The sequence below is a fragment of the Shewanella sp. BJSY2023SW007 genome, from assembly GCF_047314525.1.
GTDB lineage: Bacteria > Pseudomonadota > Gammaproteobacteria > Enterobacterales > Shewanellaceae > Shewanella > Shewanella chilikensis.
On record NZ_JBKORL010000074.1, the window covers coordinates 1 to 23,750 of the forward strand.

Here is a 23,750-nt window from a genome sequence, read left to right on the forward strand (position 1 = left end):
ATATGGCGGAGGAGCAGGGATTTGAACCCTGGATGGGCTATAAACCCATGCCGGTTTTCAAGACCGGTGCATTCAACCACTCTGCCACCCCTCCGAACGCTGCAAATACTATAGCGAGGATATGAGACTGTAAAGCAGAAAATGTCACAGCCTTATCTATTTGCTCAATCTGCACTCAGTCTTTGGGCGTTTCTTCTGCATGCAGTGCCAAACGCGCCGGATCCGGCTTGGTAAAACCTGCCCTCACCTGCGACCAGTCGGCAAACTGACGCAGTTTATAACCAGCCAATACCAGCACACTGCAACCCAGGATCCCCCAGGCAATCGCAGTTTCCCCGGCCGAGGCCCACACAGCAACCAGACTTGATGCTCCGAATGCCAAAGTTATCTGTAAAAAATTTTGCAGCCCGGCCGCTTTGGAGGCGCACTGACTGAAATGTTGCAGCGCACTGTTAACCACTATCGGATAAATGGCACCATTGGCCGCGGCCAGCACAGAAAATGCAATAAGCAATGGATAGATTGTTTGCGCCTTGAATACCAAAGTCGCCAAGGCTATCGCCAACACACATAGACCAAACAGCGCCAGTAGAAATTTAAGTGTCATCTCGCTGCCTACCCGGCGGATAAGCAACTTACTGGCATAGCCGCCGACGATAAACATGATGGTTTGCGGAATAAAGCTTAAACCTATGGCGTCTGCCTCATAGCCGTGCTGCTCCATCACAATCGGCCAAAGTGTCAGGTAGGCGAAGAAAGCCCCTGAACATGCACCATAGATGAGCACATTGCCCAAATAACCCGTGTTGTTGAAAAAGGTCTTGTAAGCCACTTTTGCTTCAGCTTTGGCAGCACTCTCGCTTGCCGGCTTAACCAACACCATGGTCAGTGCCATCAATGCCAGCGCCGTCGCCGCCAAAATGAAAAATATCGCTTCCCAGCCCAGATGCCCAAGCACCTTGGCACCGAGAATAGGCGCCAATGCCGGTGACAAGGCCACCAAAGGCATGATGTTGGAGAAGATGCGCTGCGAATCTTTGGCATCATACTGCTCTACCACCAAAGCCTGCCAGATAACTGCCGCGCTGCAGACGCCAATCGCCTGGAAGAAACGGGCGCAGTTGAGCATGATGATATTGTCACTGAAACCTATACTGACTGTTGCCAGGGCGAACAGTGCCAAACCACCGAGCAGTGAATTACGTTTACCGAAACGCTGCACCAAAGGGCCGTAGAGCAGTTGCCCCAAGGCCAATCCGGCCAGGAAAGAGGTCAAGGACATGGCTACCTGAGAAGCGCTGGCATCAAGAGAGCTTTCAATTGCTTTGAATGCTGGGAGATACATGTCGGTCGCGATGAAAGCCAACATGCTCAGAAGCGCGAGATAGCATAAAAACATGAAATATTTAAGAGTCATATACAACCTGATTACAACTTAAGACAAAAGTAATATGAATACTGGTGCAGTCTAAAGTCTTGCTCAATCGAGGTGAAACGTTTATTTTTGACTTGTGTCTTCAAATATTCTCACAGCAAGGGATCGCCATGCTTTCTGAACAGTCGTTACAACTTATCGATATTGTTTCTCACCTTGGCAGTTTCACCGCCGCAGCCAACAAGCTGCATAAGGTGCCCTCCGCCGTGAGTTATGCCATTAAGCAGATTGAGGAAGAGTTGGGGGTTGTGCTGTTTGAGCGTCATCACCGCAGCGTCAGTTTGACGCCCGCCGGGGCTCACTTCGTCAAGGAAGCCAGGATCATGCTCAAGCAACTGGACGATCTGAAACGGGAAACCCAGCGGGTGGCCAATGGTTGGCAGCCGACACTGTCCATCGCCCTGGATAATATTGTCAGGGCCGACAGGATCAGTGTACTGATTGCCGACTTCTATCGTCACTTCACCGACGTGGAACTGATCATTCGCATTGAGGTGTTCAACGGTGTTTGGGAAGCCTTGTCTACCGGGCGCAGCGATGTTGCCATAGGTGCGACCACTGCCATTCCGGTCGGCGGCGCCTACCATCACAGAGACATGGGCGACATCGAGTGGGCATTTTTGGTGAGCAAGTCTCACCCATTGGCGGCCATCGACCGGCCACTGGAGGATGAAGAGCTCAGGCCCTTCCCTTCCATTTGCCTGGATGACACGTCAAGAGAGATCCCCAAGCGTCACACCTGGTTGCTGGATAATCAGCGCCGCTTGGTGGTGCCGGATTGGATCCGTGCCATCAACTGTTTCCGCGAAGGCTTGGGGATAGGCTATATGCCGGTGCACCTCGCCAGCCCCTTTATTCGCGCCGGTGCCCTGGTGGAAAAACAGTTGGCAACGCCGTTACCGGCCAGTTCCTGCTGCCTGGCATGGAATGCCAACAAGATGTCACCGGCACTTAAATGGGTGCTCGATTATCTGGGCGATACCGAAAAACTGCACAGAGAATGGCTCGCCTGACTTTAATTCATAAAAGATTCAGTGTTTAATGACACAATTCTTAATAGGAAAACGACAGCGGAACCTAATAAGGTTTAAGCTGCTCTAACATGGAAACTAGCCGGGCCATTAACCCTGGCTATGTCAAGTCAACCTTCGGAGAAGCAAATGACTCAGCAAACCCTTTATTCGAGCCAAACTTCCACTATGGAAGTGAACAAAATGCTCAGAAACACCTACATGCTGCTGGCAATGACCATAGGGTTTTCAGCCGTATGTGCCGCCATCGCCATGGCTATGGGTATCGGCCCCATGATGTCACTGGGACTTTCCATCGGTGGCTTGGTGTTGCTGTTCGTTACCCTGAGAAAAGCGGAATCTGCCGCCGGGATCTTTTGGGTATTTGCCTTTACCGGTATGGAAGGCGCGTCTCTGGGTTATATCCTCAATCATTACGCCGGTATGAGTAACGGCCCTGAGCTGATTATTCAGGCCTTTGGTCTGACATCAGCCATCTTCGTCGCCCTGTCGGCCTATGCCGTGACCACCAAGAAAGATTTTTCCTTTATGCGCGGCTTCTTGATTGCCGGTCTGGTGGTCGTCATTGCCGCTGCGGTGATCAATATCTTTGTCGGTAACGGCGCGGTATTTATGGCTGTCAATGCGGGTATCGCCCTGCTGATGACAGGTTTTATCCTGTTTGATACCAGCCGTATCGTTAATGGTGGTGAGACCAACTATATCCGCGCTACCATTGCCTTGTACCTGGATTTCCTCAACCTGTTTATCAGCCTGCTGCACCTGATGGGTGTTGGTGGCGATGACTGATCCCCACGGGATGGAAAATAGGTTAAAATGGCCCTAATTCAGGGTCATTTTTTTTGGTATGAGCAAACTTATTATTATGGTGAATGGCAGTGTCTACGGCCCGACGGCCGGCTTCCATGCACTCAAATATACCCGGGCGGCGCTGCAAGCGGGCCATGAGGTTCACTGCGTATTCTTTTATCAGGACGGCGTGAGCCAGTCCAATGCCCTATGCGCGCCGGCGTCTGACGAACTGGACTTAACTGCCGCATGGCAACAGTTGGCGAAGGAGTGGCAGCTTAATCTGGTGAACTGCGTCTCTGCCGCCCTGCGCCGCGGTGTGCTTTCAGCACAGGATGCCAAGGATAACGCCAAAGCGAGTGCCAATCTGGCCGCGGGCTTTACCATGGGTGGGCTTGGCGAGTTGGTTACCGGGCTTGAAAAGAGTGATCGTCTGGTGAGTTTTTAATGAAGAAAATAGCCATTATTTTTCGCCGGGCCCCCCATGGCTCGGCTTCCGGGCGCGAAGGCCTGGATCTGGCGCTGCTGAGCGCCAGTTTTGAGCAAGAGGTGAGCCTGATCTTTACCGATGAAGGCGTGCTTACGCTGCTGAAGCAACAGCAACCTGAGCTTATCGGCTGCAAGGATTATATCGCTACCTTGGGTGCGCTGCCCCTCTATGACATAGACACAGTGCTGGTCTGCAAACAATCGTTGCAGGAGCTGGGACTTGGCCGCACTGAACTGGTTATTCCTGCCACTATTTGTGATAACGAGCAGATCCGCCAGACTCTGCTGGATGCCGATGAGGTCATGGTTTTCTGATGATATTGCACCAAATACAAACATCGGCGGCGCGCGACACTGCGCTGTCCTGCGCACTGAGATATGCCGGCAAGACAGATGTGTTTCTGTTGGCAGGCGATGCTGTAAACGCCCTGCTGAAACGTCAATGGGCCATGGCGCTGTCCCCTTTTAAAGTTGTGCTGGTGGCCGATGACGTCAAGGCCCGCGGGCTCGAGGACTTTCTCTCCAATTATGAACAGTTGGATTATCCGGCGCTGGTAGCGCTGACATTAGCTCATACAAAGGTTATTTCGTGGTAGATTTCATTCAATTCAATGACAAGCAGATAGCGACTGATCCTCAAGGGTATTTGAAACAAGTTTCAGACTGGACGCCTGAGCTGGCGCCTGTCATCGCCGCAGCTGAAGATATAGAGCTGACAGATGCCCATTGGGAAGTGGTTAACTTTGTGCGGAACTTTTATCTTGAATACAAGACCAGCCCGGCTATTCGGGTATTGGTCAAGGCTATCGGGCAGGCACTTGGACCGGAGAAAGGTAACTCCAAGTACCTCTACACCCTGTTTCCTATGGGGCCGGCCAAGCAGGCCACCAAGATTGCCGGACTGCCCAAACCGGCCAAGTGTATTTAATGCGACTCGATTCTGCACACAAAAAAGCCCCGGTTCTCGGGGCTTTTTACTATGCAGAATAACTATTTTAAATTCTCATATACCAGCATGGCTGCCTTGCCGAGCGTGGCTAAAAACAGGGCAGAAAAAACTGCGATGACGGCCACGTAGGCAAGCCAGCGCAGGTAGCGCTGACCTTTATCCATATGACCTCGCCCATCAACCTATTTTTTCAATGCCGCCCATATAGCTACGCAGTGCTTCAGGTACTGTGACACTGCCATCGGCATTTTGGTAGTTTTCCAAAATGGCCACCAGAGTACGGCCAACCGCCAGCCCTGAGCCATTTAGAGTATGAATAAGCTTGGGCTTGTTGTCGTCTTTGGCGCGATAACGGGCCTGCATACGCCGCGCCTGGAAGTCACGCACGTTGGAGCAGGAAGAGATCTCACGATAAGTTTTTTGAGCCGGAACCCAAACTTCAACGTCGTAGGTCTTGGCGGCACCAAAGCCCATATCACCGGTACACAGGACGATAGTTCTGTGCGGCAGACCCAGCTTCTTCAGTACGTTTTCGGCGTGACCGACCAACTCTTCCAATGCAGCTTCAGAATCCTGCGGCTTCACCAACTGCACCATTTCGACCTTGTCAAACTGGTGTTGGCGGATAAGGCCGCGGGTATCTTTACCGTAAGAGCCGGCTTCACTGCGGAAGCATGGTGTGTGAGCAGTCAACTTGATTGGCAGCTCGGCTTCATCCAGTATGGTGTCGCGGGCCAGGTTGGTCAGCGGCACTTCGGCGGTTGGGATCAGGCTAAGCCCCTGACCTTCCTCTGTGGCAGGTTTGGTGTGAAACAGATCTTCACCAAACTTGGGCAGTTGGCCTGTGCCCTTGAGGCTGGCTTCGTTGACCAGTAAAGGCACGTAGCATTCTGTGTAGCCGTGCTCCTGGGTATGCAAATCAAGCATGAACTGCGCCAGAGCGCGGTGCATACGGGCAATTTGGCCTTGCATAAAGATGAAGCGCGAACCTGTTACCTTAACAGCACTCTTGAAATCCAGTCCTTTGAGCAGTTCACCAAGATCCACATGATCTCTTACCGGGAAGTCAAACTCCCTTGGCGTGCCCCAGCGGCGGATTTCCACGTTGTCGTTCTCGTCTGAACCGACAGGTACAGATTCATCCGGCAAATTGGGAATGCTCATGGCAATAGCGTCCAGCTCTTCAAGCAGTGCACTCAGCTCCTGCTTTTTGCTGTCCAACTGGCTGCCGAGATCGCCTACCTGCGCCATGATTGGAGCAACGTCCTTACCGCGGGACTTGGCTTGACCTATGGACTTGGAGATGGCATTGCGACTGGCCTGCAGCTCTTCGGTTTCCACCTGCAGCGACTTGCGCTTTTCTTCCAGCTTGGTCAGCCTGTCTACATCGAGGATAAAACCACGGGTCGCCAGGCGCTCCGCAGTTGTTGCGAGTTCATTACGCAGATATTTTGGATCTAACATGTCTACTTGTCTTATCAGTTATACACGTGAAAAAATCAGCAGTTGTCCCAGATAAACCATGGCCAGGCACAGTCCCAGGTTCAACGCCACATTCAGAAATGCCTTTAGCAACTCACCTCCCTGTATCAGCAGTAAGGTTTCATTTGAGAAAGTCGAGAAGGTTGTCAGTGCTCCAAGGAATCCGACACCGACCAGCGCCTTGATCTCAGGGCTGATATGACTGAGTTCTCCCAGTGCATAGATCATCCCCATCAGAAATGAGCCAAGTACATTAACAACCAGTGTACCAAAAGGAAAACCACTGCCAAATAGCTGGAGCACAAATATCGATATCAGGTAGCGCAAAACTGCGCCGGTTGCACCGCCAAGGGCGACAACGGTCAGATTAATCATACCTTTTGTTCTCACTTTGGCTATCGAGTTGGCAAAGCTGCGCCAACTTATCGCGGATCCGTTTCTCGAATCCTCGCTCAGTCGGATAATAAAAACGACTCTCGGCCAAGGCTTCCGGGAAATAACATTCGCCGGCAGCGTAAGCATTGGCCTCATCATGAGCATAACGATAGCCTTCACCGGCGCCGATGGATTTCATCAGTTCAGTCGGAGCGTTTCTCAAGTGCATGGGTACAGGCTGCTGGCCGGTTTCCCGGGCCAATTGTCTGGCCGCCTTAAAGGCTGTATACACCGCATTGCTCTTGGGCGCCGAGGCGAGATAAACAATCGCCTGCGCTATGGCGCGCTCACCCTCTGCCGGGCCAACCCGGTGAAAGCAGTCCCAGGCGTTGAGAGCAACTGTCATCGCGGTAGGATCGGCATTACCCACATCTTCAGAAGCTATCGCCAGCAGGCGTCTTGCGACATACAGAGGATCGCAGCCTCCTTCCAGCATGCGACAAAACCAATAGAGCGCCGCATCCGGCGCCGAGCCGCGAATCGATTTGTGCACGGCTGAGATCAGGTCGTAGTATTGATCGCCATTCTTATCGAACCCCGCCAACTGCTCACCGGCCACCTGCACCAGCATAGCCTCGGTAAAACTACCACCATCCGGCAGCATGTCACTCATCAGCTCTACCAGGTTGAGAACCTTGCGGGCATCGCCATCGGCGAGAGTCGCCAACTTGGCCATCAGCTCCGGTGGCATCTGCAACCGGCGTTTGCCTAGGCCACGCTCTTCATCAGCAAGTGCCTGGGTCACTATGGTAGCAATCTCGGCTTCATCGAGACGCTTAATCAGATATACCCGTACTCTGGAGAGCAAAGCATTATTGATTTCAAACGAAGGGTTTTCTGTGGTGGCGCCGATAAAAATCACTGTGCCATCTTCAATAAAAGGCAGAAAGGCATCCTGCTGGCTCTTGTTGAATCTGTGCACCTCATCGACAAACAGCAAGGTGCGCTGGCCGCGCGATTGCGCCACGTTTTTGGCGTGTTCTATCGCCGAGCGGATCTCTTTCACCCCGGATGTAACCGCAGATATTCGCTCCACATGGGCGTTGGCATAATGAGCAACCAGCTCTGCCAGCGTAGTCTTGCCGGTACCCGGCGGCCCCCAGAACATCATGGAATGGGCCTTGCCGGCTTCCAGTGCCAGTCTCAGCGGTTGCCCAGGTCCCAACAGATGCTGCTGACCGACGTACTGTTCAAGCGTCGCCGGGCGCATTCTTGCAGCCAGGGGGCGAAAGTCGGGGGCGAAATCAAAGCTCAGGCTGGACAAGGTTAACCTTCCCGCCCCGGGCGCTGATCGTCAATGGAAACGCCTTCGGGAACCTCAAATTGGAACAGTGTCTTGTCGCTATCTGTCAACGGCTGCTGCCCGCTCAGGTTGAACTGACTGAGATTACCCTGAGTGTCTTTCAGGGCCAGTTGGGTCAGAGTATCATCCTTGAAACAGACGCTGACCTGTTGCACTCCGGCCTCTTCAGTTTTGGGTGCTATCTGGAAACACTCTTTGTCCAGAGTGATGTTATAGCGAGCCCAACTGGTCTCGTCACGGCGCACCAAAAGCGTCATGGGCGAAGCGGCAATGGCATTTTCCAGCGCCAGCACGCTTACTTCCTCGGCGAACGGGTTATAGATCCAAACGTCTTTACCATCTGCCACTATCACAGATTCATCCGGCTGCTGCAGATGCCAGTAAAACCGATTGGGCTGCGCCAAGGCGAGCTCGCCACTGCCTTGTTGAATAAGTTTGCCATTGATATCTGTAACCTGCTGTTGAAAATCGGCTTTCAGACCGGCAATGGCATCTAACTTAGCTTTGAGTTTTCCGGCATCATCGGCCACGGCCGGTAAGCTCATTGCCAGAGCAAGAAACATAACGTTTTTTTTCATCTGTACCTCAAATCTGTCTTATCTTGGCGGCGGTGGCGCCAATACTTCGCGGTTGCCATTATGGCCCTGGGCACTGACCACCCCTTGAAGTTCCATCTGCTCTATGATACGAGCGGCGCGGTTATAGCCTATTTTGAACTTACGCTGCACACTGGAGATAGAACCGCGGCGGGTTTCGGTAACAAAAGCCACGGCTTCATCGTAGAGTGCATCCAGTTCCTCCTCGCCGCCTTCCGGTGCTTCACCGGGCAGCAACACCTGTTCGCCGTCACTGGCACCCTGAAGAATTTCATCAATATATTGAGGTTTACCACGGGCATGCCAATCGGCAACCACGGCATGCACCTCGTGGTCGTCCACAAAGGCGCCGTGAACCCGGTTGGGCACGCCGGTACCTGGGGGCAGATAGAGCATATCGCCCATCCCAAGCAGGGTTTCGGCGCCCTGCTGATCCAAAATGGTGCGCGAGTCGATGCGGGAAGAAACCTGGAACGCGATTCGGGTGGGGATGTTGGCCTTGATAAGGCCGGTAATCACATCCACAGACGGACGCTGGGTCGCCAGAATAAGGTGTATACCGGCAGCGCGGGCCTTCTGGGCGATACGGGCAATCAGTTCTTCCACCTTTTTACCGACTATCATCATCATGTCGGCAAACTCGTCCACGACAACCACGATAGAGGGCAGCTTGTCGAGTTCAGGCGCCGTATCTTCCATGCTTTCGTTGGACTTCCACAGCGGATCACATATTGGCGTACCAGCGGCCTTGGCCTCGGCAATTTTGGCGTTGAAGCCCTTGAGGTTACGCACCCCGAGCGCCGACATCAGTTTGTAACGCCGCTCCATCTCACCAACACACCAACGCAATGCATTGGCTGCCTCTTTCATATCCGTGACCACTTCACACAAGAGGTGCGGAATACCTTCATAGACAGAAAGCTCCAGCATCTTGGGATCTATCATGATGAAACGCACATCTTCAGGGCCGGACTTATACAGCAGACTGGTGATCATCACGTTGACCCCAACCGACTTACCCGAGCCTGTGGTGCCTGCCACCAAAAGGTGCGGCATCTTGGCCAAATCCACCACGACAGGATCGCCTGCAATGTCTTGTCCCAGCACCATGGTGAGATTGGATTTACTGTCCTTGAATGCCTGGCAATCGAGCACATCACGCATAAATACGGTTTCGCGGAACTTGTTGGGCAGTTCCAGCCCCACATAGGCTTTACCCGGAATAACCTCCACCACCCGCACACTTTCGGCCAGCAGGGAACGGGCTAAATCCTTAGATAAGTTGGAAATTTTTGAAGCTTTGACCCCAGGAGCCAAGTCCAGCTCAAAGCGGGTGATCACTGGGCCAGGATAGACTCCGACCACTTGCGCGGTAATATTAAAGTCAGCGAGTTTGCTTTCCACCAAACGCGCCACCTGATCCAGTTCTTCTTTACTGATAGGGTTTTTCTTGCGGTTGGGCACATCCAGCAGCGAGATGCTCGGCAAGGGATCCATGGGTTGTTTATGCTCTTTGGAAGCGCCCTCTTCACCGGGTAAAATAATAATACCGTTTTCAACCCTGGCTTTCTGGGTCTGCAATTGCCGCTCTTTATGGCTGATAGCCCCTGTTGATGCACGCTTGTCGAAGTCGATTGTGTCACTGCCTTCGGTGCTATCTTGCCAAGGCGGCGTGTCTTCAGCATTGCCCGAGGGAATGTCCGCAGCCTTGTCAGCCGCAGTTCCGGCAACGCCAACCGAAAGCACAGGCTCTACCCTGCCCTGACGCTTGGGCTCAGTATCAGTATTCTCATCGGCCAATTCCGCGGCTTCCCGCTCCAGAGTTTGCTGATCCTTTTTACGGAAACGACTAAGGAGTCCAGGCTTCTTGGCGGGCGCCTCTACGACATCTTCATCGTCATTTTCTTCGAATACTTCTTCCAGCTCAACTGTATCGCGTTCACGGCGGAACTTGTCCACTACCGACATAAAGCCGCGGGTATCTTCGGTTTCTTTCGGACCAGACAGGCGTGCCGGCAACTGCTTGAGCTTGCGAAAACACCAGATAGTTGCCAAGCCGGTGAGCTCAACTATGGTAAGCCAGCTTATTCCGGTCAGCAGAGTGAAGCCCGCACCGACAAAGCAAAGCAGCAGCAATGTGGTACCCAACTGGTTGAAGTAAGGCAACATAGCTTGGGCTATCACATCACCGGCCACACCACCGGCCGAAAATTCATAGATATCGCCGGCATTCATACTGGCCAAGGCTGCCAGGCTGAGCACCATCAATAGGAAGCCAATCAAGCGCAAGCCGACCGAGAAGTAATCCACTTCCAACAGTTTGTGAGCACGCCTGAAGATCAACCAACCGGTTCCGGCGATGATGATAGGGATTAGGTAGGCGGTGTAGCCAAAGAAATAGAACAGAACATCGGCCAGCCAGGCACCTACGGCACCGGTGACATTTTCGATCTCCCCTTGATAATTAGACTGACTCCAACCGGGATCGCCCGGATGAAAGCTGCCCAGCGCCAACAGTATATAAATGGCGATCATGCAGCATAGAATAAGCCCCCCTTCCAGCAGGCGTTGCAGGCCGCTGAGGGTTCTGACGCTATTTCCCTGAGACAAATGCGATTTCCATAAGCAAACGAAAAACGGATGGATTTAAGATACCAGAATCATCCTGAATGTGCAGCGAATAAGCCTGCGAAAGCCACTAAAAGCAAGTGGATAGGGAGACTTTGTGTATCAGACTTTCTATTCCGGATTAAAAAGCAAACAGCCGTGGTGAAAAAAGGAGCCAAATTGACTCCTTTTTCGAGGACGGTATCGGGATCAAGCTTCGGCTGAAATACTGATGGCCACTTTACTGGTTTGCTTCACCTCTTCCATTACCACATAGGTGCGAGTATCGGATACGGAAGGCAATTTCAGTAGGGTTTCACCGAGCAACCTGCGATAGGCAGACATATCAGACACCCGGGTCTTGAGCAGATAATCGAAATCGCCTGATACCAGATGACATTCCTGAATATCATCCAAAAGCTGTACCGCACGGTTAAACTTATCAAAGACTTCCGGAGTATCTCTGTTAAGAGTAATCTCAACAAATACCAGCAAGGATGCACCTAAAAAGTGCGGGTTGACCAGTGCAGTATAACCGTTAATGTAACCTTGTTTTTCGAGGCGCTTAACGCGTTCAAGACAGGGAGTTGGACTCAAACCAACACGTTTGGAAAGCTCAACGTTGGAAATGCGACCGTCAATTTGCAGTTCATTAAGAATATTACGATCGATACGATCCAAGTCTTTTACAGGACTCTTTTTATTATTTACCATATTTTTAACCTTGTTTTATCACTAAAACAACATTTAATTTTGCGTATGTCACAAGTTTAGCAGCATAATCTGCCCGGGCAATACTATACTAGACTTTCCTGAATTGATCACGTTCAGGTCACTATAAAATAACAATTATGCCCATTAAAAGTGGGTTTTTTAGTATATTGAGGCTCGAAAATGATAATTGGTGTTCCAAAGGAAATCAAAAACCATGAATATCGCGTGGGTATGGTGCCATCCAGCGTACGCGAACTGACTATGCATGGCCATCAGGTTTTTATCGAAACGAATGCTGGTAATGGGATCGGTTTTACCGATCAGGACTATATCAATGCCGGAGCGTCCATTTTGGACACGGCCGCCGAGGTTTTTGCCAAGGCTGAGATGATAGTCAAAGTCAAAGAGCCACAGGCCGTAGAACGTGCCATGTTGCGCCATGACCAGATCCTCTTTACCTATTTGCATCTTGCCCCCGATCTGCCTCAGACAGAAGAACTGGTCAACAGCGGCGCTGTTTGTATCGCTTATGAAACAGTTACCGATGATCGTGGTGGCTTGCCTTTGCTGGCTCCCATGTCAGAAGTGGCCGGACGCATGTCCATCCAGGCAGGCGCAATGGCGCTGGAAAAATCCATGGGTGGTCTGGGCATGTTGCTCGGTGGTGTTCCCGGAGTTGAGCCCGCCAAAGTTGTGATCATCGGTGGCGGTATGGTTGGAACCAATGCCGCACAAATGGCAGTAGGGATGGGCGCCGATGTTGTGGTGCTAGATCGCTCCATCGACGCGCTGCGTCGTTTGAATGTACAGTTCGGCTCCAAGGTCAAGGCTATCTATTCTACGGCCGACGCCATTGAGAAACATGTACTGCAAGCCGATCTGGTCATTGGTGGCGTATTGATCCCCGGGGCAGCTGCGCCGAAACTGGTTACCCGAGAACATATCAAGAAGATGAAGCCAGGTGCCGCGATAGTGGATGTTGCCATAGATCAGGGGGGCTGTGTGGAAACCTCTCATGCCACAACTCACCAGGATCCTACCTATATTGTCGATGATGTAGTGCATTACTGTGTAGCCAATATGCCTGGTGCCGTGGCGCGTACTTCGACCTTTGCCCTGAACAACGCGACCCTGCCCTACATTCTCAAGCTGGCCCGTCTGGGTTACCGCGACGCGCTCTTGTCTGATAAGCACTTACTGAATGGTCTTAACGTGATGCACGGTAAGATCACCTGTAAAGAAGTTGCCGAAGCCCACAATATGGCTTATACCGCAGCCAACGAACTGTTACAGTAAATAAATTCATTACTAGGTTAAAGGAGCCTTTTGGCTCCTTTTTTTTCGATTAAACCAATCTGGAAGATTCTGTTCCAAGCGCTTTACCCTTTGGGGGAAATTACCTACAATCGCTGCTATTTGCCAAGGCACGGAGAGAATAAAATGAGCCAAGCCAAACATTGTAACCTACTTATCTTGGGGTCTGGCCCCGCCGGCTATACCGCAGCCGTTTATGCTGCCCGCGCCAATCTTAATCCAGTGATGATCACTGGTATCCAACAGGGTGGACAGTTAACCACAACGACCGAAGTCGAAAATTGGCCCGGCGATGCTGAAGGCCTGACAGGCCCGGCGCTGATGGAGCGGATGCAAAAGCATGCCGAGAAGTTTGATACCGAAATCATCTTCGACCATATCAATGAAGTTGACCTGCAGCAGCGCCCTTTCACCTTGAAAGGTGACAACGGTGAATACACCTGTGATGCGCTGATCATAGCCACAGGCGCCTCGGCCAAGTATCTCGGCCTGCCATCTGAAGAAGCCTTCAAGGGACGTGGTGTATCTGCTTGTGCCACCTGTGACGGTTTCTTCTACCGCAACCAGAAAGTGGCGGTTATCGGCGGTGGGAACACAGCTGTGGAAGAAGCGCTCTATCTTTCCAACATAGCGGCTGAAGTGCACCTGATCCATCGCCGTGACAGTTTCCGCTCTGAGAAAATTCTCATCGATCGTCTGATGGACAAAGTCGAAAACGGTAATATCATTTTGCACTTGGATAAGACATTGGATGAAGTGACCGGCGATGCCATGGGCGTGACCGGACTCAAGATGAAGAGCACCAAAGACGGCAGTATTTCCGATTTGGAAGTGGCCGGGGTGTTTGTCGCCATTGGCCACAGCCCCAACACAGGCATTTTCGAAGGCCAGTTGGAGATGAATGGCGGCTATATCAAGGTTGAAAGTGGCCTCAACGGCAATGCCACCCAAACCAGCGTCAAAGGCGTATTCGCCGCTGGCGATGTGATGGATCAGCACTACCGCCAGGCTATCACCTCAGCCGGAACCGGTTGTATGGCGGCTCTGGATGCCGAGCGCTTCCTGGATGCCCAGAAATAAGCTCTGCCGATATACTGAAAAAGCCAGTCATTGATGACTGGCTTTTTTGTTTAAGACATTGAAATATAGACAAATCACAGGCATGAAAAAAGGGACCTAAGGTCCCTTTTTAACAGCTACTACAACTTATCTCCAGAGAGATTAGTTTGCCAGTGCTTCCTTCGCTTTTTCTACCAGAGTAGCAAACACTACTTTGTCGAATACAGCGATGTCTGCCAAAATCTTACGATCGATTTCGATAGACGCCTTTTTCAGACCGTTGATGAAACGGCTGTATGAAAGACCATTCTGACGAGAAGCCGCGTTGATACGTGCAATCCACAGTTGACGGAATTGACGCTTCTTCTGGCGACGGTCACGGTAAGCATATTGACCTGCTTTAGTTACTGCTTGTACCGCTACACGGAAAGTACGTGAACGGGCACCGTAGTAACCTTTGGCAAGTTTAAGAACTTTCTTGTGACGAGCTCGTGCTGTTACACCACGCTTAACTCTTGGCATTTTTCAATTCCTCCTAATTAAGCGTATGGCAGTTGGCGTGCGATCATAGGCACGTCAGCTTTGGCAACTAAACACTTGGCGCGCAGATGACGCTTACGCTTGGTGCTCTTCTTGGTCAGGATGTGACGCAGATGGGCTTGCTTACGCTTGAAACCATTGGCGGTTTTCTTAAAACGCTTCGCTACACCCTTGTCGGTTTTCATTTTAGGCATTACTAAAACTCCGCATTGGGACATTAATAAAACGCAAGGCGAGCAAAGGCCCGTAGACCTTTGCTACTTTTCAGGGTTGCCCTGCTATTTCTTCTTGGGCGCCAGCACCATGATGGCTTGTCTACCTTCCATTTTCGGGAAGGATTCAACAACCGCATACTCTTCCAGATCGGCCTTGATACGGTTCAGAAGATCCATACCCAGGTTCTGGTGTGCCATTTCGCGTCCGCGGAAACGCAGCGTAACTTTCGCTTTGTCTCCATCTTCCAGAAAACGAATCAGGTTGCGTAGTTTTACCTGATAGTCGTTTTCATCAGTACCAGGGCGGAATTTAACTTCCTTCACCTGGATCTGTTTCTGCTTCTTCTTCTGTTCTTTCTGGGCTTTTGCCTTATCGAACAGATACTTACCGTAGTCCATGATACGGCATACAGGCGGCTCAGCATTAGGACTGATCTCAACCAGATCCAGACCTGCCTCATCGGCTACTTCCTGAGCCTCTTTGATGCTGACGATACCAATGGCTTCACCATCAACGCCATTCAAACGTACCTCAGGTACGCCGGTAATTTCTTCATTAATTCTATTCGGGGCCGCCTGACGGCCTGCTGATTTTTTGATCTTTATGACCTAATCCTCCAACAATTCAAGACTACGGAGTGAAATTTGTTGCTTAACCTTAGCGGCGAAATCATCGATTCGCATCTTGCCTAAGTCCACCCCGTCTCGGGTACGCACAGCGACTTCCCGATTTTCCATCTCCTGATCACCTATGACCAGCAAATAAGGAACCCGCCTCAAAGTGTGCTCGCGTATTTTAAAGCCTATTTTTTCATTCCTCAAGTCTTTAGAGGCACGTATGCCCTGTTCCTTGAAGAATTCGACTACTTCTTCAACATAATCAGCTTGTTTGTCTGTTATGTTCATAACAACAACCTGCACAGGTGCCAACCAGGTTGGGAAGCGACCGGCGAACTCTTCGATGAGAATACCGAGGAATCGCTCCAAAGAGCCCAAAATCGCACGGTGGATCATTACCGGAGTCTGACGGCTATTGTCTTCGGCGACATAGGTCGCGCCCAGGCGTCCTGGCAAAGCGTAGTCAAGCTGCACTGTACCGCACTGCCAGGCGCGGTCCAGGCAGTCGTGCAGAGTGAACTCGATTTTAGGACCGTAGAAGGCACCTTCACCTGGCAGTATTTCAAATTCAATATCGTTGCTGCGCAACGCTTGTTTCAGAGCTTCTTCTGCCCTGTCCCACATGGCATCGTCACCGATACGCTTCTCTGGACGGGTAGAAAGCTTAACCACGATATTACTGAAGCCGAAAGTGGAATAGGTGTCGTACACCATCTTGATACACTTGCTGACTTCGGATTGCACCTGCTCTTCAGTACAGAATACGTGCGCATCGTCCTGGGTAAAACCACGAACTCGCATCAGACCGTGCAAGGCACCCGAAGGCTCGTTACGGTGACAACAGCCAAATTCAGCCATCCGCAGCGGCAGATCGCGATAGGACTTGAGTCCTTGGTTGAAAATCTGTACGTGGCCGGGGCAGTTCATCGGCTTGATGGCGTATTCGCGGTTCTCACTGCTGGTTGTAAACATCGCCTCGGCGTATTTATCCCAGTGACCGGAGCGTTCCCACAGCACACGGTCCATCATCAGAGGCCCCTTCACTTCCTGATAGTCGTACTGGCTCAGCTTCTGGCGAATAAAACGCTCAAGCTCGAGGAATACGCTCCAGCCATCATTATGCCAAAACACCATGCCCGGCGCTTCTTCCTGCATGTGGTACAGATCCAGCTGCTTGCCGATTTTACGGTGATCACGTTTGGCTGCTTCTTCCAGACGAGTCAAGTGAGTCTTGAGCGCTTTCTTGTCGGCCCACGCAGTACCATAAATACGCTGCAACATCTTGTTGTCTGAGTTACCGCGCCAGTAGGCACCGGCAACATTCATCAGCTTAAAGAAATGGCAAAAACGCATGTTGGGCACATGGGGACCACGACACATGTCTGTGTATTCTTCGTGGTGATACAGCGCCGGGGTGGCATCACGGCTAATGTTTTCATCCAGGATCGCCATTTTGTAAGGCTCGCCGCGAGACTCAAAAGTATCACGGGCTTCCTGCCAACTAACCACGCGCTTGACCACGTCATAGTTGGTCTTGGCCAGTTCCAGCATGCGTTTTTCCAGCTTTTCCAGATCTTCCTGGGTCAGTTTATGCTCCAGGTCGATGTCATAGTAGAAGCCGTTATCGATAACAGGACCAATCGCCATCTTGGTTTCAGGCCACAGTTGTTTGATCGCATGACCCAACAAGTGTGCGCAAGAGTGACGAAGGATTTCCAGCCCTTCTTCATCTTTGGCCGTGATGATCGACAGTTCTGCATCTGTTTCGATCAGATCACAGGCATCTTTTAACTCGCCGTTGACTCGTCCGGCAATACAGGCTTTCGCCAGACCAGGACCAATATCAGCAGCAACATCGAGTGTAGAGACTGGGTTGGCAAACTCGCGTTTGCTCCCATCGGGAAGTGTAATTACAGGCATGAAAATTCCTTGTCCAGTGGTGACCCACACGTAGGGCCACTTGGCTATCAATGATAAAAATGTATGTTAGCCCTTGGGTTAAGGCAGTACAGGAGCCTTAAGGTCTCCGCCGGGCAGACTGGTAATTTTACGGGATAAGACCCGGCCCACGCAACCCAAAAACGTTCAATGAATAAGCTTTGGCTCACAGGCCGGGGCTATACTTACTGTATGTTGCAGGCTTGGGTTCTATCGTCCAAAGGCATGGCGCTAGACGGCAGAGGAGGAAACTATGCAACTCAAAAGTCAAACCATTTGTTGCCCCCATTGTGGCCACCATCAAAAAGTAGAACTCGATGCCAGCGGCGGCGATCAGGAGTTTTACAATGATTGTCGGGTATGCTGCAACCCCATCCACATGAGGCTGCACATCAATGACCAGAGGCATATGATAGAACTGTACGTCGATGGCGATGACGAACAACTCTACTGAGAGCTACCACATAAGATCGTCCGGAATAACATAATCTGCGTAAGGATCATCTTCGTCCGTAACTTGCGCGGCGTTGTTCTCGGCCTGCCACAAATAGCCACACCAGGCCGGCACCAACAGATTAACCCGCTCGGCGAGTTTATGAGGCACCAGATAGCTGCTTTGCTCAATTCGCACTATCCCCAAGCGGCCACCAAGTAGCTGATTCTGGAGTTTCTCATTGATATACAAAGGGTATATCTTGTTCTCCAACGTATAGTTGAACTTGATTTCGCCATCTTTCGGCAGCGCCACCGCATTTTGCTTAACTTCGGTGACCAGACCACGAACCAAACCTTTCTCTGTGGCCTCGGCAAAGCGTTGTTCGTTGAGTGCCTTGTCCTTTTCTGCCTGCTGCTTTTTCTGCTGAGCAATTTGCGCTTTCAGCTCGGCTGAGCCGTCATCGATATTGGACTTACGGTTACGTTTCTTCTGGGTTTTGACATCGCGAACTTTTTGCTTGCTGGCGAGACCCGCCTTGAGCAACTGTTCCTGTAATGCGTTTGCCATTTTATAATCTCTCTCTTGCTACTTACTTGATTCTTGCTTTGCTGCCAGTGCTCCGAGCTGACTCATAGCCGCACTAGCACCGCCAAGCGACCAACCGCCGTCAACCGGCAATACGGTTCCAGTAATATAAGAAGCCATTGGCGAGGCGATAAAGAGTGCGGCATTGGCTAAGTCTTCCCCCTCACCATTGCGTTTTAACGGTACACTTTCGGCCACCTGTTGCTGCAATTGCGCCGACGGCGCCAAACGATTGAACCCTTCGGTACCGGCAATCGGCCCGGGAACCAGGGAGTTTATCCGAATACCCTCTGGCCCCCATTCCAAAGCCAGGGTGCGGGTCAACATATCAACGCCCGCCTTGGCGGCGCAAACGTGGATCTGCATCGGCATGGCAATATACGCCTGCGGCGCCGAAATTTGAATAATGCTGGCGCCAGGGCGCTTAAGCATGGGATAGGCTTGCTTCAACACCTGAAAACTGCCCAGCAAATCGATATCCATGACAGATTTAAAACCGTTGGCACTGAGCTTGGCGGCACTGGCGGGGAAATTGCCGGCTGCGCCACTGACAAGCACATCGATATGCGGGAAACTCTGGGCCAAGACGGTAAAGCCTTGCTCGAGTGCCGGTAAATCCCTGACATCGAAGCTCAGGCCCAGATGTTGACCTTGTGGATTGGCTTCATTCAATAACGCCACCGCGACTGCCACTTTTTCCGGGTTACGGCTGGCAACCGCCACATGGGCACCGGCAACCGCGAACGCCTTGGCGATACAGAGGTTAATGCCGCTGGTACCCCCGACGACCACTACATACTTACCCTGATAATCGAACATTGAGCTTCTCTCCTATCCACTGATCATTCGTTATTCCGGTCCATACTGCGAGTTGCCGGTATGTCACAAGTTTATGCCAGCGATTGATGTATCGCCTGCAGTGTTGCCAAAGGATCGGCCGCTTGAGTAATGGGGCGACCTATAACCAGATAATCTGAGCCCGCCGCCATAGCTTCGGCCGGGGTCATGATGCGTTTCTGATCGCCGGCATCACTGCCCGCCGGACGAATGCCCGGAGTCACCAGTTTAAAATCGGCGCCAAGTTCGGCCTTGAGCATACTGGACTCACGGGCCGAGCAGACCACACCGTCGAGACCGGCTTTTTGCGCCAGGCGCGCCAGCCTGCGAACCTGATCTTCGGCGCTACCTTCAACACCAATAAGCTTGAGCTCATCGTCGCTCATTGAAGTCAACACAGTAACGGCAATCAGCAAGGGGGCATTATCCCCGTAAGGTAATAAGGCCCGGCGGGCGGCTTCCATCATAGCGAAACCGCCACTGGCGTGGACATTCACCATCCACACCCCCATTTCGGCGGCGGCAGCAACCGCCTTGGCCACTGTGTTGGGAATGTCGTGGAACTTCAGATCCAGAAACAGATCAAACCCTCGGTCATGGATCTCTTTCACCAGTTGAGGCCCGAACAGGGTAAACATCTCTTTGCCTACCTTAAGGCGACACATAGACGGATCCAACTTATCAATAAGTTGCAATGCTTTGAATTTATTATCAAAGTCCAAGGCGACCACAATAGGTGTCTCTGTCATTTTTACTCCGTTATCTGAGGGTTATTCGCCGTCCAAACCGCGAACCCGTTTAATACTGCCCCAACTCTTGCAGGATGGGCAGTGCCAATACAAGGTATGTGCCGGGAAACCACACTCCCGGCAGCGGTAACTTGGACGGAATCTAATTTGTTGCTCTACCAGTTTTTCCAGCATCGCCAGGCTATCTCGTGCCTGGCCCTGCTCAGCCTGTTTGATATGCATCTGCATCAAGTGCTGGAATCCCCGCATGGTGGGGTGGCGATAGAGAGCTTGCATCACCATGTCTTCGGCGCCTTTGATGTCGCCGTCTTCAATCATACGTTGTGCCAATGCCACCACAACTGAGGCACCCGCGCCTTTATCTATCGCATGAGCCAACAACTCGCGATAACCGTCGATATCGTTGAGCTCTTGATAGAGCTGTCGGGTACAGGCGAGAGCATCGGCAAAAAGTTCGGCATCGGCGTCAATCAGTTGATTAAGCATCTGCTTGGCCTGAGGTAACTGCCCTGCGTCGAGGTAAGCGTTGGCCAGTGACAACAAGGCGCGGCCACATTGAGGGTCTTGCTTAAGCGCTGCTTGAAAGCCCTTGAGTTTACCCGCTTCTTCGCCGGCTTCTTCGGCCAATTGACAATAGAAATGAGCGATAACAGGTTTAAGCCCTTGTTGGCTTTTTCGGGGCAAGCGCTTGGTGATATCTATCGCCTTTTGCCAATCTTTGGTGGTTTGGTAAATGGAGATCAGTTGGGTTTCCGCTTCTTCGCTGTGATCGTCCTGACTGACCAGGTTAAGGAAAATCTCCTCAGCTCTATCGTAGAACCCGGCGGCCATATAGTCCTTACCGAGCTCCATCATCGCCATGTCTCTTTGCTCGGTGGCGAGATTGGGACGGGCTATCAAGTTTTGGTGAATTCTAATGGATCTGTCCACCTCCCCCCGTTTGCGAAACAAGGAACCCAGCGACAGGTGAGTGTCTATGGTTTCATCATCGACATCCAACATGCTGATAAAGAGATCAACAGCCTTGTCCGACTCATTGGAGAGCAGAAAGTTGAGTCCGGTGAAGTAGTCTCGGCTCAGTTTCTTTTGCGCTGAATTCTGTTTCTGCTTCAAACTGCGGCGGCCCATGTACCAACCGTAAGCCGCAGCAATAGGCAGCAACAGAAAGAGAAGTTCGAGCATACTAGGCGTCTTGCCCCTGCTGCTGCGTTAATGTCTGGATCTTTTTACGGGCATTACGCAATGACAATTTCAACTTCATAATGTAGTAGAAAGCAATGACCCAACTGAGGATAAATCCCGCCAGAAATACGACGGCCAACACCACAGGCAAGCGGAACTCTCCCTGAGCCACAAAATAACTGATGGTGACCAGCTGTTCATTGCGAGAGCCAAATACCAGTGCCACTACAAACAACATTGCCACCAGTACGGTTGCGACAAATGACTTCACGTTGCACTCCATAAACGCGTTTCAATGTTCTGATTATCCAGTAAATTGACTGAGCTGACCAGCTTTAGCCAAGCTCCGGGCATAAAAAAGCCCCCTTTCGGAGGCTTTTAATACAACAGCGATTAACGGTTATAAGCGTCAACGCGTTCGCGCAGTTCTTTGCCTGGCTTAAAGTGCGGGACGTACTTGCCATCCAACTCGACTGATGTTCCCGTCTTGGGATTACGACCAGTGCGAGGTGCACGATAGTGAAGTGAAAAGCTGCCAAAGCCACGGATCTCTATGCGGTCACCGCTTTCCAATGTTTTAGCCATTTGCTCCAACATCTCTTTGATGGCGCCTTCTACTTCTTTCGCCGACAGTTGCGACTGCCCACTGGCGAGTTTTTCGATCAGTTCGGATTTAGTCATCCTAGCTACCCCTATTATCAAGCCAAACACAGTCACCTAACAGGGGGCTAGCCCCCTGTACTACAGGCACTTACTTACGAGCTGCTTTAAACGCTTCAGCCATTGCATTAGTCATGATAGCGTCGTCCTGCTTGTTCAGGTTAGCCATCACTTCTTTTTCTTCAGCTTCGTCTTTAGCACGTACAGACAGGCTGATTGCACGGTTCTTGCGATCTACGCCCATGAACTTGGCTTCAACGCTGTCACCTACATTGTAGACGCTTGATGCATCTTCAACACGGTCACGGCTGATGTCAGATACACGGATGTAACCTTCAACAGTGTCAGCCAACTCAACAGTCACACCTTTGGCGTCAACAGCAGTAACAGTACCAACTACGATAGTACCTTTCTTCTTGTCGGCCAGGTAAGCGTTGAATGGATCGTCTTCAGTCTGCTTAACACCCAGGCTGATACGCTCACGCTCTGGATCAACAGACAGAACCACTGCAGTGATTTCGTCGCCTTTCTTGTACTCGCCAACAGCGTCTTCGCCGCTACCGTTCCAAGAGATGTCAGACAGGTGAACCAGACCGTCGATACCGCCGTCCAGACCGATGAAGATACCGAAGTCAGTGATAGACTTGATCTTACCGGTAACTTTGTCGCCCTTGGCATAACGGTTAGCGAAGTCTTCCCATGGGTTGGTCTTGCACTGCTTGAGACCCAGAGAAATACGACGACGCTCTTCATCGATGTCCAGAACCAGAACTTCAACTTCATCACCCAGGTTAACAACCTTGGATGGGTGGATGTTCTTGTTGGTCCAATCCATTTCAGAAACGTGTACCAGACCTTCAACGCCTTCTTCGATTTCAACGAAGCAGCCGTAGTCAGTCAGGTTGGTTACGCGACCAGTCAGACGAGTGTTTTCTGGGTAGCGCTTGCTGATTTCCAGCCATGGGTCTTCACCCAGTTGCTTCAGACCCAGAGATACACGAGTGCGCTCGCGATCGTACTTCAGTACTTTGACGTTGATTTCGTCACCAACATTCACGATCTCAGATGGGTGCTTAACACGCTTCCAAGCCATGTCGGTGATGTGCAGCAGGCCGTCAACACCGCCCAGATCTACGAATGCACCGTAGTCAGTCAGGTTCTTAACGATACCTTTAACTGCTTGACCTTCTTGCAGGTTTTCCAGCAGAGCATCACGCTCAGCGCTGCTTTCAGATTCGATAACAGCACGACGAGAAACAACAACGTTGTTGCGCTTCTGGTCCAGCTTGATAACTTTGAATTCCAGTTCTTTGTTTTCCAGGTGAGCAGTATCGCGTACTGGGCGAACGTCAACCAGAGAACCAGGCAGGAACGCACGGATACCGTTCAGCTCAACGGTGAAACCGCCTTTAACCTTGCCGTTGATGACACCGATTACAGTTTCAGCATCTTCGTAAGCTTTTTCCAGAACGATCCAGGCTTCGTGGCGCTTGGCCTTCTCGCGAGACAGTTGAGTCTCACCGAAACCGTCTTCAACGCTATCCAGCGCAACGTCAACTTGGTCGCCAACGGCGATTTCCAGTTCACCTTGAGCGTTTTTGAATTGCTCAGCTGGGATTGGGCTCTCAGATTTCAGACCGGCGTCAACCAGTACCATACCGTTTTCGATGGCAACTACAGTACCACGAACGATAGAACCTGGGCGGAATTCCAGTTGTTGAAGGGATTGTTCAAACAGATCAGCAAAAGATTCAGTCATGTTAATTAACTTTAAGTAATAAACCACG

28 protein-coding genes and 1 tRNA gene are annotated in these 23,750 nt (G+C 51.4%); 9 read left to right on the forward strand and 20 right to left on the reverse strand.

Annotation, left to right across the window (positions count from 1 at the left end; translation table 11 throughout):
• Positions 1-3: 3 nt before the first annotated feature.
• Both ACMHXE_RS11805 and punC read right to left on the reverse strand, forming a co-directional pair.
• Positions 4-94: transfer RNA gene (locus ACMHXE_RS11805), tRNA-Ser, on the reverse strand.
• Between the two features lie 81 nt (positions 95-175).
• Positions 176-1,417, reverse strand: coding sequence for a purine nucleoside transporter PunC (gene punC / locus ACMHXE_RS11810; RefSeq protein ID WP_286995786.1), 1,242 nt, complete (start codon positions 1,415-1,417; stop codon positions 176-178).
• Positions 1,418-1,545: 128 nt separating this feature from the next.
• On the opposite strand from punC, the gene punR reads away from it, so the two are divergent.
• The 6 genes from punR to ACMHXE_RS11840 all read left to right on the forward strand — a co-directional run bounded on the left by punR (position 1,546) and on the right by ACMHXE_RS11840 (position 4,672).
• Positions 1,546-2,448: a DNA-binding transcriptional activator PunR gene (gene punR / locus ACMHXE_RS11815; RefSeq protein ID WP_039032966.1), complete on the forward strand. Its 903-nt coding sequence runs from the start codon at positions 1,546-1,548 to the stop codon at positions 2,446-2,448.
• Positions 2,449-2,595: 147 nt separating this feature from the next.
• Positions 2,596-3,255 (forward strand): Bax inhibitor-1/YccA family protein, encoded by a 660-nt coding sequence (locus tag ACMHXE_RS11820; RefSeq protein ID WP_100143689.1) that lies wholly within the window; start codon positions 2,596-2,598, stop codon positions 3,253-3,255.
• 58 nt (positions 3,256-3,313) lie between these two features.
• Positions 3,314-3,703 (forward strand): sulfurtransferase complex subunit TusD, encoded by a 390-nt coding sequence (gene tusD, locus ACMHXE_RS11825; protein WP_335917311.1) that lies wholly within the window; start codon positions 3,314-3,316, stop codon positions 3,701-3,703.
• Entirely contained in the window at positions 3,703-4,059 is a 357-nt protein-coding gene (tusC, locus tag ACMHXE_RS11830; RefSeq protein WP_039032968.1) for a sulfurtransferase complex subunit TusC, read from the forward strand. Before tusD ends, tusC begins: the two co-directional genes overlap by 1 nt.
• A complete protein-coding gene (gene tusB, locus ACMHXE_RS11835) occupies positions 4,059-4,340 on the forward strand; it encodes a sulfurtransferase complex subunit TusB (RefSeq protein ID WP_101056518.1) in 282 nt (93 codons plus the stop codon). The genes tusC and tusB overlap by 1 nt, the downstream gene beginning before the upstream one ends.
• Positions 4,334-4,672, forward strand: a complete 339-nt coding sequence (locus tag ACMHXE_RS11840; protein ID WP_101056517.1) for a TusE/DsrC/DsvC family sulfur relay protein — start codon at positions 4,334-4,336, stop codon at positions 4,670-4,672. The genes tusB and ACMHXE_RS11840 overlap by 7 nt, the downstream gene beginning before the upstream one ends.
• A 62-nt stretch (positions 4,673-4,734) precedes the next feature.
• On the opposite strand, the gene ACMHXE_RS11845 is transcribed toward ACMHXE_RS11840, so the two are convergent.
• From ACMHXE_RS11845 to lrp, 7 genes are all read right to left on the reverse strand, one after another.
• Entirely contained in the window at positions 4,735-4,857 is a 123-nt protein-coding gene (locus tag ACMHXE_RS11845; RefSeq protein WP_025009737.1) for a hypothetical protein, read from the reverse strand.
• Positions 4,858-4,870: 13 nt separating this feature from the next.
• Positions 4,871-6,157, reverse strand: coding sequence for a serine--tRNA ligase (serS, locus tag ACMHXE_RS11850; RefSeq protein ID WP_413732304.1), 1,287 nt, complete (start codon positions 6,155-6,157; stop codon positions 4,871-4,873).
• A gap of 18 nt (positions 6,158-6,175) precedes the next feature.
• A complete protein-coding gene (gene crcB, locus ACMHXE_RS11855) occupies positions 6,176-6,550 on the reverse strand; it encodes a fluoride efflux transporter CrcB (protein ID WP_071475559.1) in 375 nt (124 codons plus the stop codon).
• Positions 6,543-7,874, reverse strand: coding sequence for a replication-associated recombination protein A (locus ACMHXE_RS11860; protein ID WP_101056514.1), 1,332 nt, complete (start codon positions 7,872-7,874; stop codon positions 6,543-6,545). The genes crcB and ACMHXE_RS11860 overlap by 8 nt, the downstream gene beginning before the upstream one ends.
• A gap of 2 nt (positions 7,875-7,876) precedes the next feature.
• The gene (lolA, locus tag ACMHXE_RS11865) at positions 7,877-8,491 is read right to left on the reverse strand and encodes an outer membrane lipoprotein chaperone LolA (RefSeq protein WP_165565086.1); all 615 of its coding nucleotides are present in this window, start codon (positions 8,489-8,491) and stop codon (positions 7,877-7,879) included.
• A gap of 18 nt (positions 8,492-8,509) precedes the next feature.
• Positions 8,510-11,119, reverse strand: a complete 2,610-nt coding sequence (locus ACMHXE_RS11870; protein WP_413732307.1) for a DNA translocase FtsK 4TM domain-containing protein — start codon at positions 11,117-11,119, stop codon at positions 8,510-8,512.
• Between the two features lie 207 nt (positions 11,120-11,326).
• Positions 11,327-11,830, reverse strand: coding sequence for a leucine-responsive transcriptional regulator Lrp (lrp, locus tag ACMHXE_RS11875; RefSeq protein ID WP_101056511.1), 504 nt, complete (start codon positions 11,828-11,830; stop codon positions 11,327-11,329).
• A 180-nt stretch (positions 11,831-12,010) separates the two neighbouring features.
• On the opposite strand from lrp, the gene ald reads away from it, so the two are divergent.
• Together ald and trxB are read left to right on the forward strand one after the other, a co-directional pair.
• The gene (gene ald, locus ACMHXE_RS11880) at positions 12,011-13,126 is read left to right on the forward strand and encodes an alanine dehydrogenase (RefSeq protein WP_101056510.1); all 1,116 of its coding nucleotides are present in this window, start codon (positions 12,011-12,013) and stop codon (positions 13,124-13,126) included.
• A 144-nt stretch (positions 13,127-13,270) separates the two neighbouring features.
• Positions 13,271-14,224: a thioredoxin-disulfide reductase gene (gene trxB, locus ACMHXE_RS11885; RefSeq protein ID WP_101056509.1), complete on the forward strand. Its 954-nt coding sequence runs from the start codon at positions 13,271-13,273 to the stop codon at positions 14,222-14,224.
• A gap of 141 nt (positions 14,225-14,365) precedes the next feature.
• Here trxB and rplT read toward each other — a convergent pair whose 3' ends face one another.
• From rplT to thrS, 4 genes are all read right to left on the reverse strand, one after another.
• Positions 14,366-14,725, reverse strand: a complete 360-nt coding sequence (rplT, locus tag ACMHXE_RS11890; protein WP_025009729.1) for a 50S ribosomal protein L20 — start codon at positions 14,723-14,725, stop codon at positions 14,366-14,368.
• A gap of 17 nt (positions 14,726-14,742) precedes the next feature.
• Positions 14,743-14,937 (reverse strand): 50S ribosomal protein L35, encoded by a 195-nt coding sequence (rpmI, locus tag ACMHXE_RS11895; RefSeq protein WP_025009728.1) that lies wholly within the window; start codon positions 14,935-14,937, stop codon positions 14,743-14,745.
• A gap of 84 nt (positions 14,938-15,021) precedes the next feature.
• Positions 15,022-15,564, reverse strand: coding sequence for a translation initiation factor IF-3 (infC, locus tag ACMHXE_RS11900; RefSeq protein ID WP_039032977.1), 543 nt, complete (start codon positions 15,562-15,564; stop codon positions 15,022-15,024).
• A gap of 3 nt (positions 15,565-15,567) precedes the next feature.
• The gene (gene thrS, locus ACMHXE_RS11905) at positions 15,568-17,496 is read right to left on the reverse strand and encodes a threonine--tRNA ligase (protein WP_226563924.1); all 1,929 of its coding nucleotides are present in this window, start codon (positions 17,494-17,496) and stop codon (positions 15,568-15,570) included.
• Between the two features lie 271 nt (positions 17,497-17,767).
• Here thrS and ACMHXE_RS11910 point away from each other — a divergent pair, with 271 nt between their 5' ends.
• The gene (locus tag ACMHXE_RS11910) at positions 17,768-17,968 is read left to right on the forward strand and encodes a CPXCG motif-containing cysteine-rich protein (protein ID WP_039032979.1); all 201 of its coding nucleotides are present in this window, start codon (positions 17,768-17,770) and stop codon (positions 17,966-17,968) included.
• A gap of 3 nt (positions 17,969-17,971) precedes the next feature.
• Here ACMHXE_RS11910 and ACMHXE_RS11915 read toward each other — a convergent pair whose 3' ends face one another.
• From ACMHXE_RS11915 to rpsA, 7 genes are all read right to left on the reverse strand, one after another.
• Entirely contained in the window at positions 17,972-18,517 is a 546-nt protein-coding gene (locus ACMHXE_RS11915) for a DUF2058 domain-containing protein (protein ID WP_101056507.1), read from the reverse strand.
• 18 nt (positions 18,518-18,535) lie between these two features.
• A complete protein-coding gene (locus tag ACMHXE_RS11920) occupies positions 18,536-19,354 on the reverse strand; it encodes an SDR family oxidoreductase (RefSeq protein WP_165565089.1) in 819 nt (272 codons plus the stop codon).
• A gap of 71 nt (positions 19,355-19,425) precedes the next feature.
• A complete protein-coding gene (gene pyrF, locus ACMHXE_RS11925) occupies positions 19,426-20,121 on the reverse strand; it encodes an orotidine-5'-phosphate decarboxylase (RefSeq protein ID WP_413732311.1) in 696 nt (231 codons plus the stop codon).
• A gap of 21 nt (positions 20,122-20,142) precedes the next feature.
• Positions 20,143-21,303: a lipopolysaccharide assembly protein LapB gene (gene lapB / locus ACMHXE_RS11930; RefSeq protein WP_413732313.1), complete on the reverse strand. Its 1,161-nt coding sequence runs from the start codon at positions 21,301-21,303 to the stop codon at positions 20,143-20,145.
• A gap of 1 nt (position 21,304) precedes the next feature.
• Positions 21,305-21,574: a LapA family protein gene (locus tag ACMHXE_RS11935; protein ID WP_039032984.1), complete on the reverse strand. Its 270-nt coding sequence runs from the start codon at positions 21,572-21,574 to the stop codon at positions 21,305-21,307.
• Positions 21,575-21,696: 122 nt separating this feature from the next.
• Positions 21,697-21,984, reverse strand: a complete 288-nt coding sequence (gene ihfB, locus ACMHXE_RS11940; RefSeq protein WP_025887377.1) for an integration host factor subunit beta — start codon at positions 21,982-21,984, stop codon at positions 21,697-21,699.
• A 70-nt stretch (positions 21,985-22,054) separates the two neighbouring features.
• The gene (rpsA, locus tag ACMHXE_RS11945; protein ID WP_025010414.1) at positions 22,055-23,722 is read right to left on the reverse strand and encodes a 30S ribosomal protein S1; all 1,668 of its coding nucleotides are present in this window, start codon (positions 23,720-23,722) and stop codon (positions 22,055-22,057) included.
• Positions 23,723-23,750 lie beyond the last annotated feature (28 nt).

Excerpts from the sequence above, each read along its gene's own strand:
- ald (WP_101056510.1), top strand. The coding sequence starts at position 12,011 with ATGATAATTGGTGTTCCAAAGGAAATCAAAAACCATGAATATCGCGTG.
- rpmI (WP_025009728.1), bottom strand. The coding sequence starts at position 14,937 with ATGCCTAAAATGAAAACCGACAAGGGTGTAGCGAAGCGTTTTAAGAAA.
- tusB (WP_101056518.1), top strand. The coding sequence starts at position 4,059 with ATGATATTGCACCAAATACAAACATCGGCGGCGCGCGACACTGCGCTG.
- rpsA (WP_025010414.1), bottom strand. The coding sequence starts at position 23,722 with ATGACTGAATCTTTTGCTGATCTGTTTGAACAATCCCTTCAACAACTG.
- lolA (WP_165565086.1), bottom strand. The coding sequence starts at position 8,491 with ATGAAAAAAAACGTTATGTTTCTTGCTCTGGCAATGAGCTTACCGGCC.
- lrp (WP_101056511.1), bottom strand. The coding sequence starts at position 11,830 with ATGGTAAATAATAAAAAGAGTCCTGTAAAAGACTTGGATCGTATCGAT.
- trxB (WP_101056509.1), top strand. The coding sequence starts at position 13,271 with ATGAGCCAAGCCAAACATTGTAACCTACTTATCTTGGGGTCTGGCCCC.
- rplT (WP_025009729.1), bottom strand. The coding sequence starts at position 14,725 with ATGCCAAGAGTTAAGCGTGGTGTAACAGCACGAGCTCGTCACAAGAAA.
- punR (WP_039032966.1), top strand. The coding sequence starts at position 1,546 with ATGCTTTCTGAACAGTCGTTACAACTTATCGATATTGTTTCTCACCTT.
- tusD (WP_335917311.1), top strand. The coding sequence starts at position 3,314 with ATGAGCAAACTTATTATTATGGTGAATGGCAGTGTCTACGGCCCGACG.
- ACMHXE_RS11820 (WP_100143689.1), top strand. The coding sequence starts at position 2,596 with ATGACTCAGCAAACCCTTTATTCGAGCCAAACTTCCACTATGGAAGTG.
- ACMHXE_RS11920 (WP_165565089.1), bottom strand. The coding sequence starts at position 19,354 with ATGTTCGATTATCAGGGTAAGTATGTAGTGGTCGTCGGGGGTACCAGC.
- crcB (WP_071475559.1), bottom strand. The coding sequence starts at position 6,550 with ATGATTAATCTGACCGTTGTCGCCCTTGGCGGTGCAACCGGCGCAGTT.
- ACMHXE_RS11845 (WP_025009737.1), bottom strand. The coding sequence starts at position 4,857 with ATGGATAAAGGTCAGCGCTACCTGCGCTGGCTTGCCTACGTGGCCGTC.
- pyrF (WP_413732311.1), bottom strand. The coding sequence starts at position 20,121 with ATGACAGAGACACCTATTGTGGTCGCCTTGGACTTTGATAATAAATTC.
- ACMHXE_RS11910 (WP_039032979.1), top strand. The coding sequence starts at position 17,768 with ATGCAACTCAAAAGTCAAACCATTTGTTGCCCCCATTGTGGCCACCAT.
- ihfB (WP_025887377.1), bottom strand. The coding sequence starts at position 21,984 with ATGACTAAATCCGAACTGATCGAAAAACTCGCCAGTGGGCAGTCGCAA.
- thrS (WP_226563924.1), bottom strand. The coding sequence starts at position 17,496 with ATGCCTGTAATTACACTTCCCGATGGGAGCAAACGCGAGTTTGCCAAC.
- ACMHXE_RS11915 (WP_101056507.1), bottom strand. The coding sequence starts at position 18,517 with ATGGCAAACGCATTACAGGAACAGTTGCTCAAGGCGGGTCTCGCCAGC.
- punC (WP_286995786.1), bottom strand. The coding sequence starts at position 1,417 with ATGACTCTTAAATATTTCATGTTTTTATGCTATCTCGCGCTTCTGAGC.
- lapB (WP_413732313.1), bottom strand. The coding sequence starts at position 21,303 with ATGCTCGAACTTCTCTTTCTGTTGCTGCCTATTGCTGCGGCTTACGGT.
- tusC (WP_039032968.1), top strand. The coding sequence starts at position 3,703 with ATGAAGAAAATAGCCATTATTTTTCGCCGGGCCCCCCATGGCTCGGCT.
- serS (WP_413732304.1), bottom strand. The coding sequence starts at position 6,157 with ATGTTAGATCCAAAATATCTGCGTAATGAACTCGCAACAACTGCGGAG.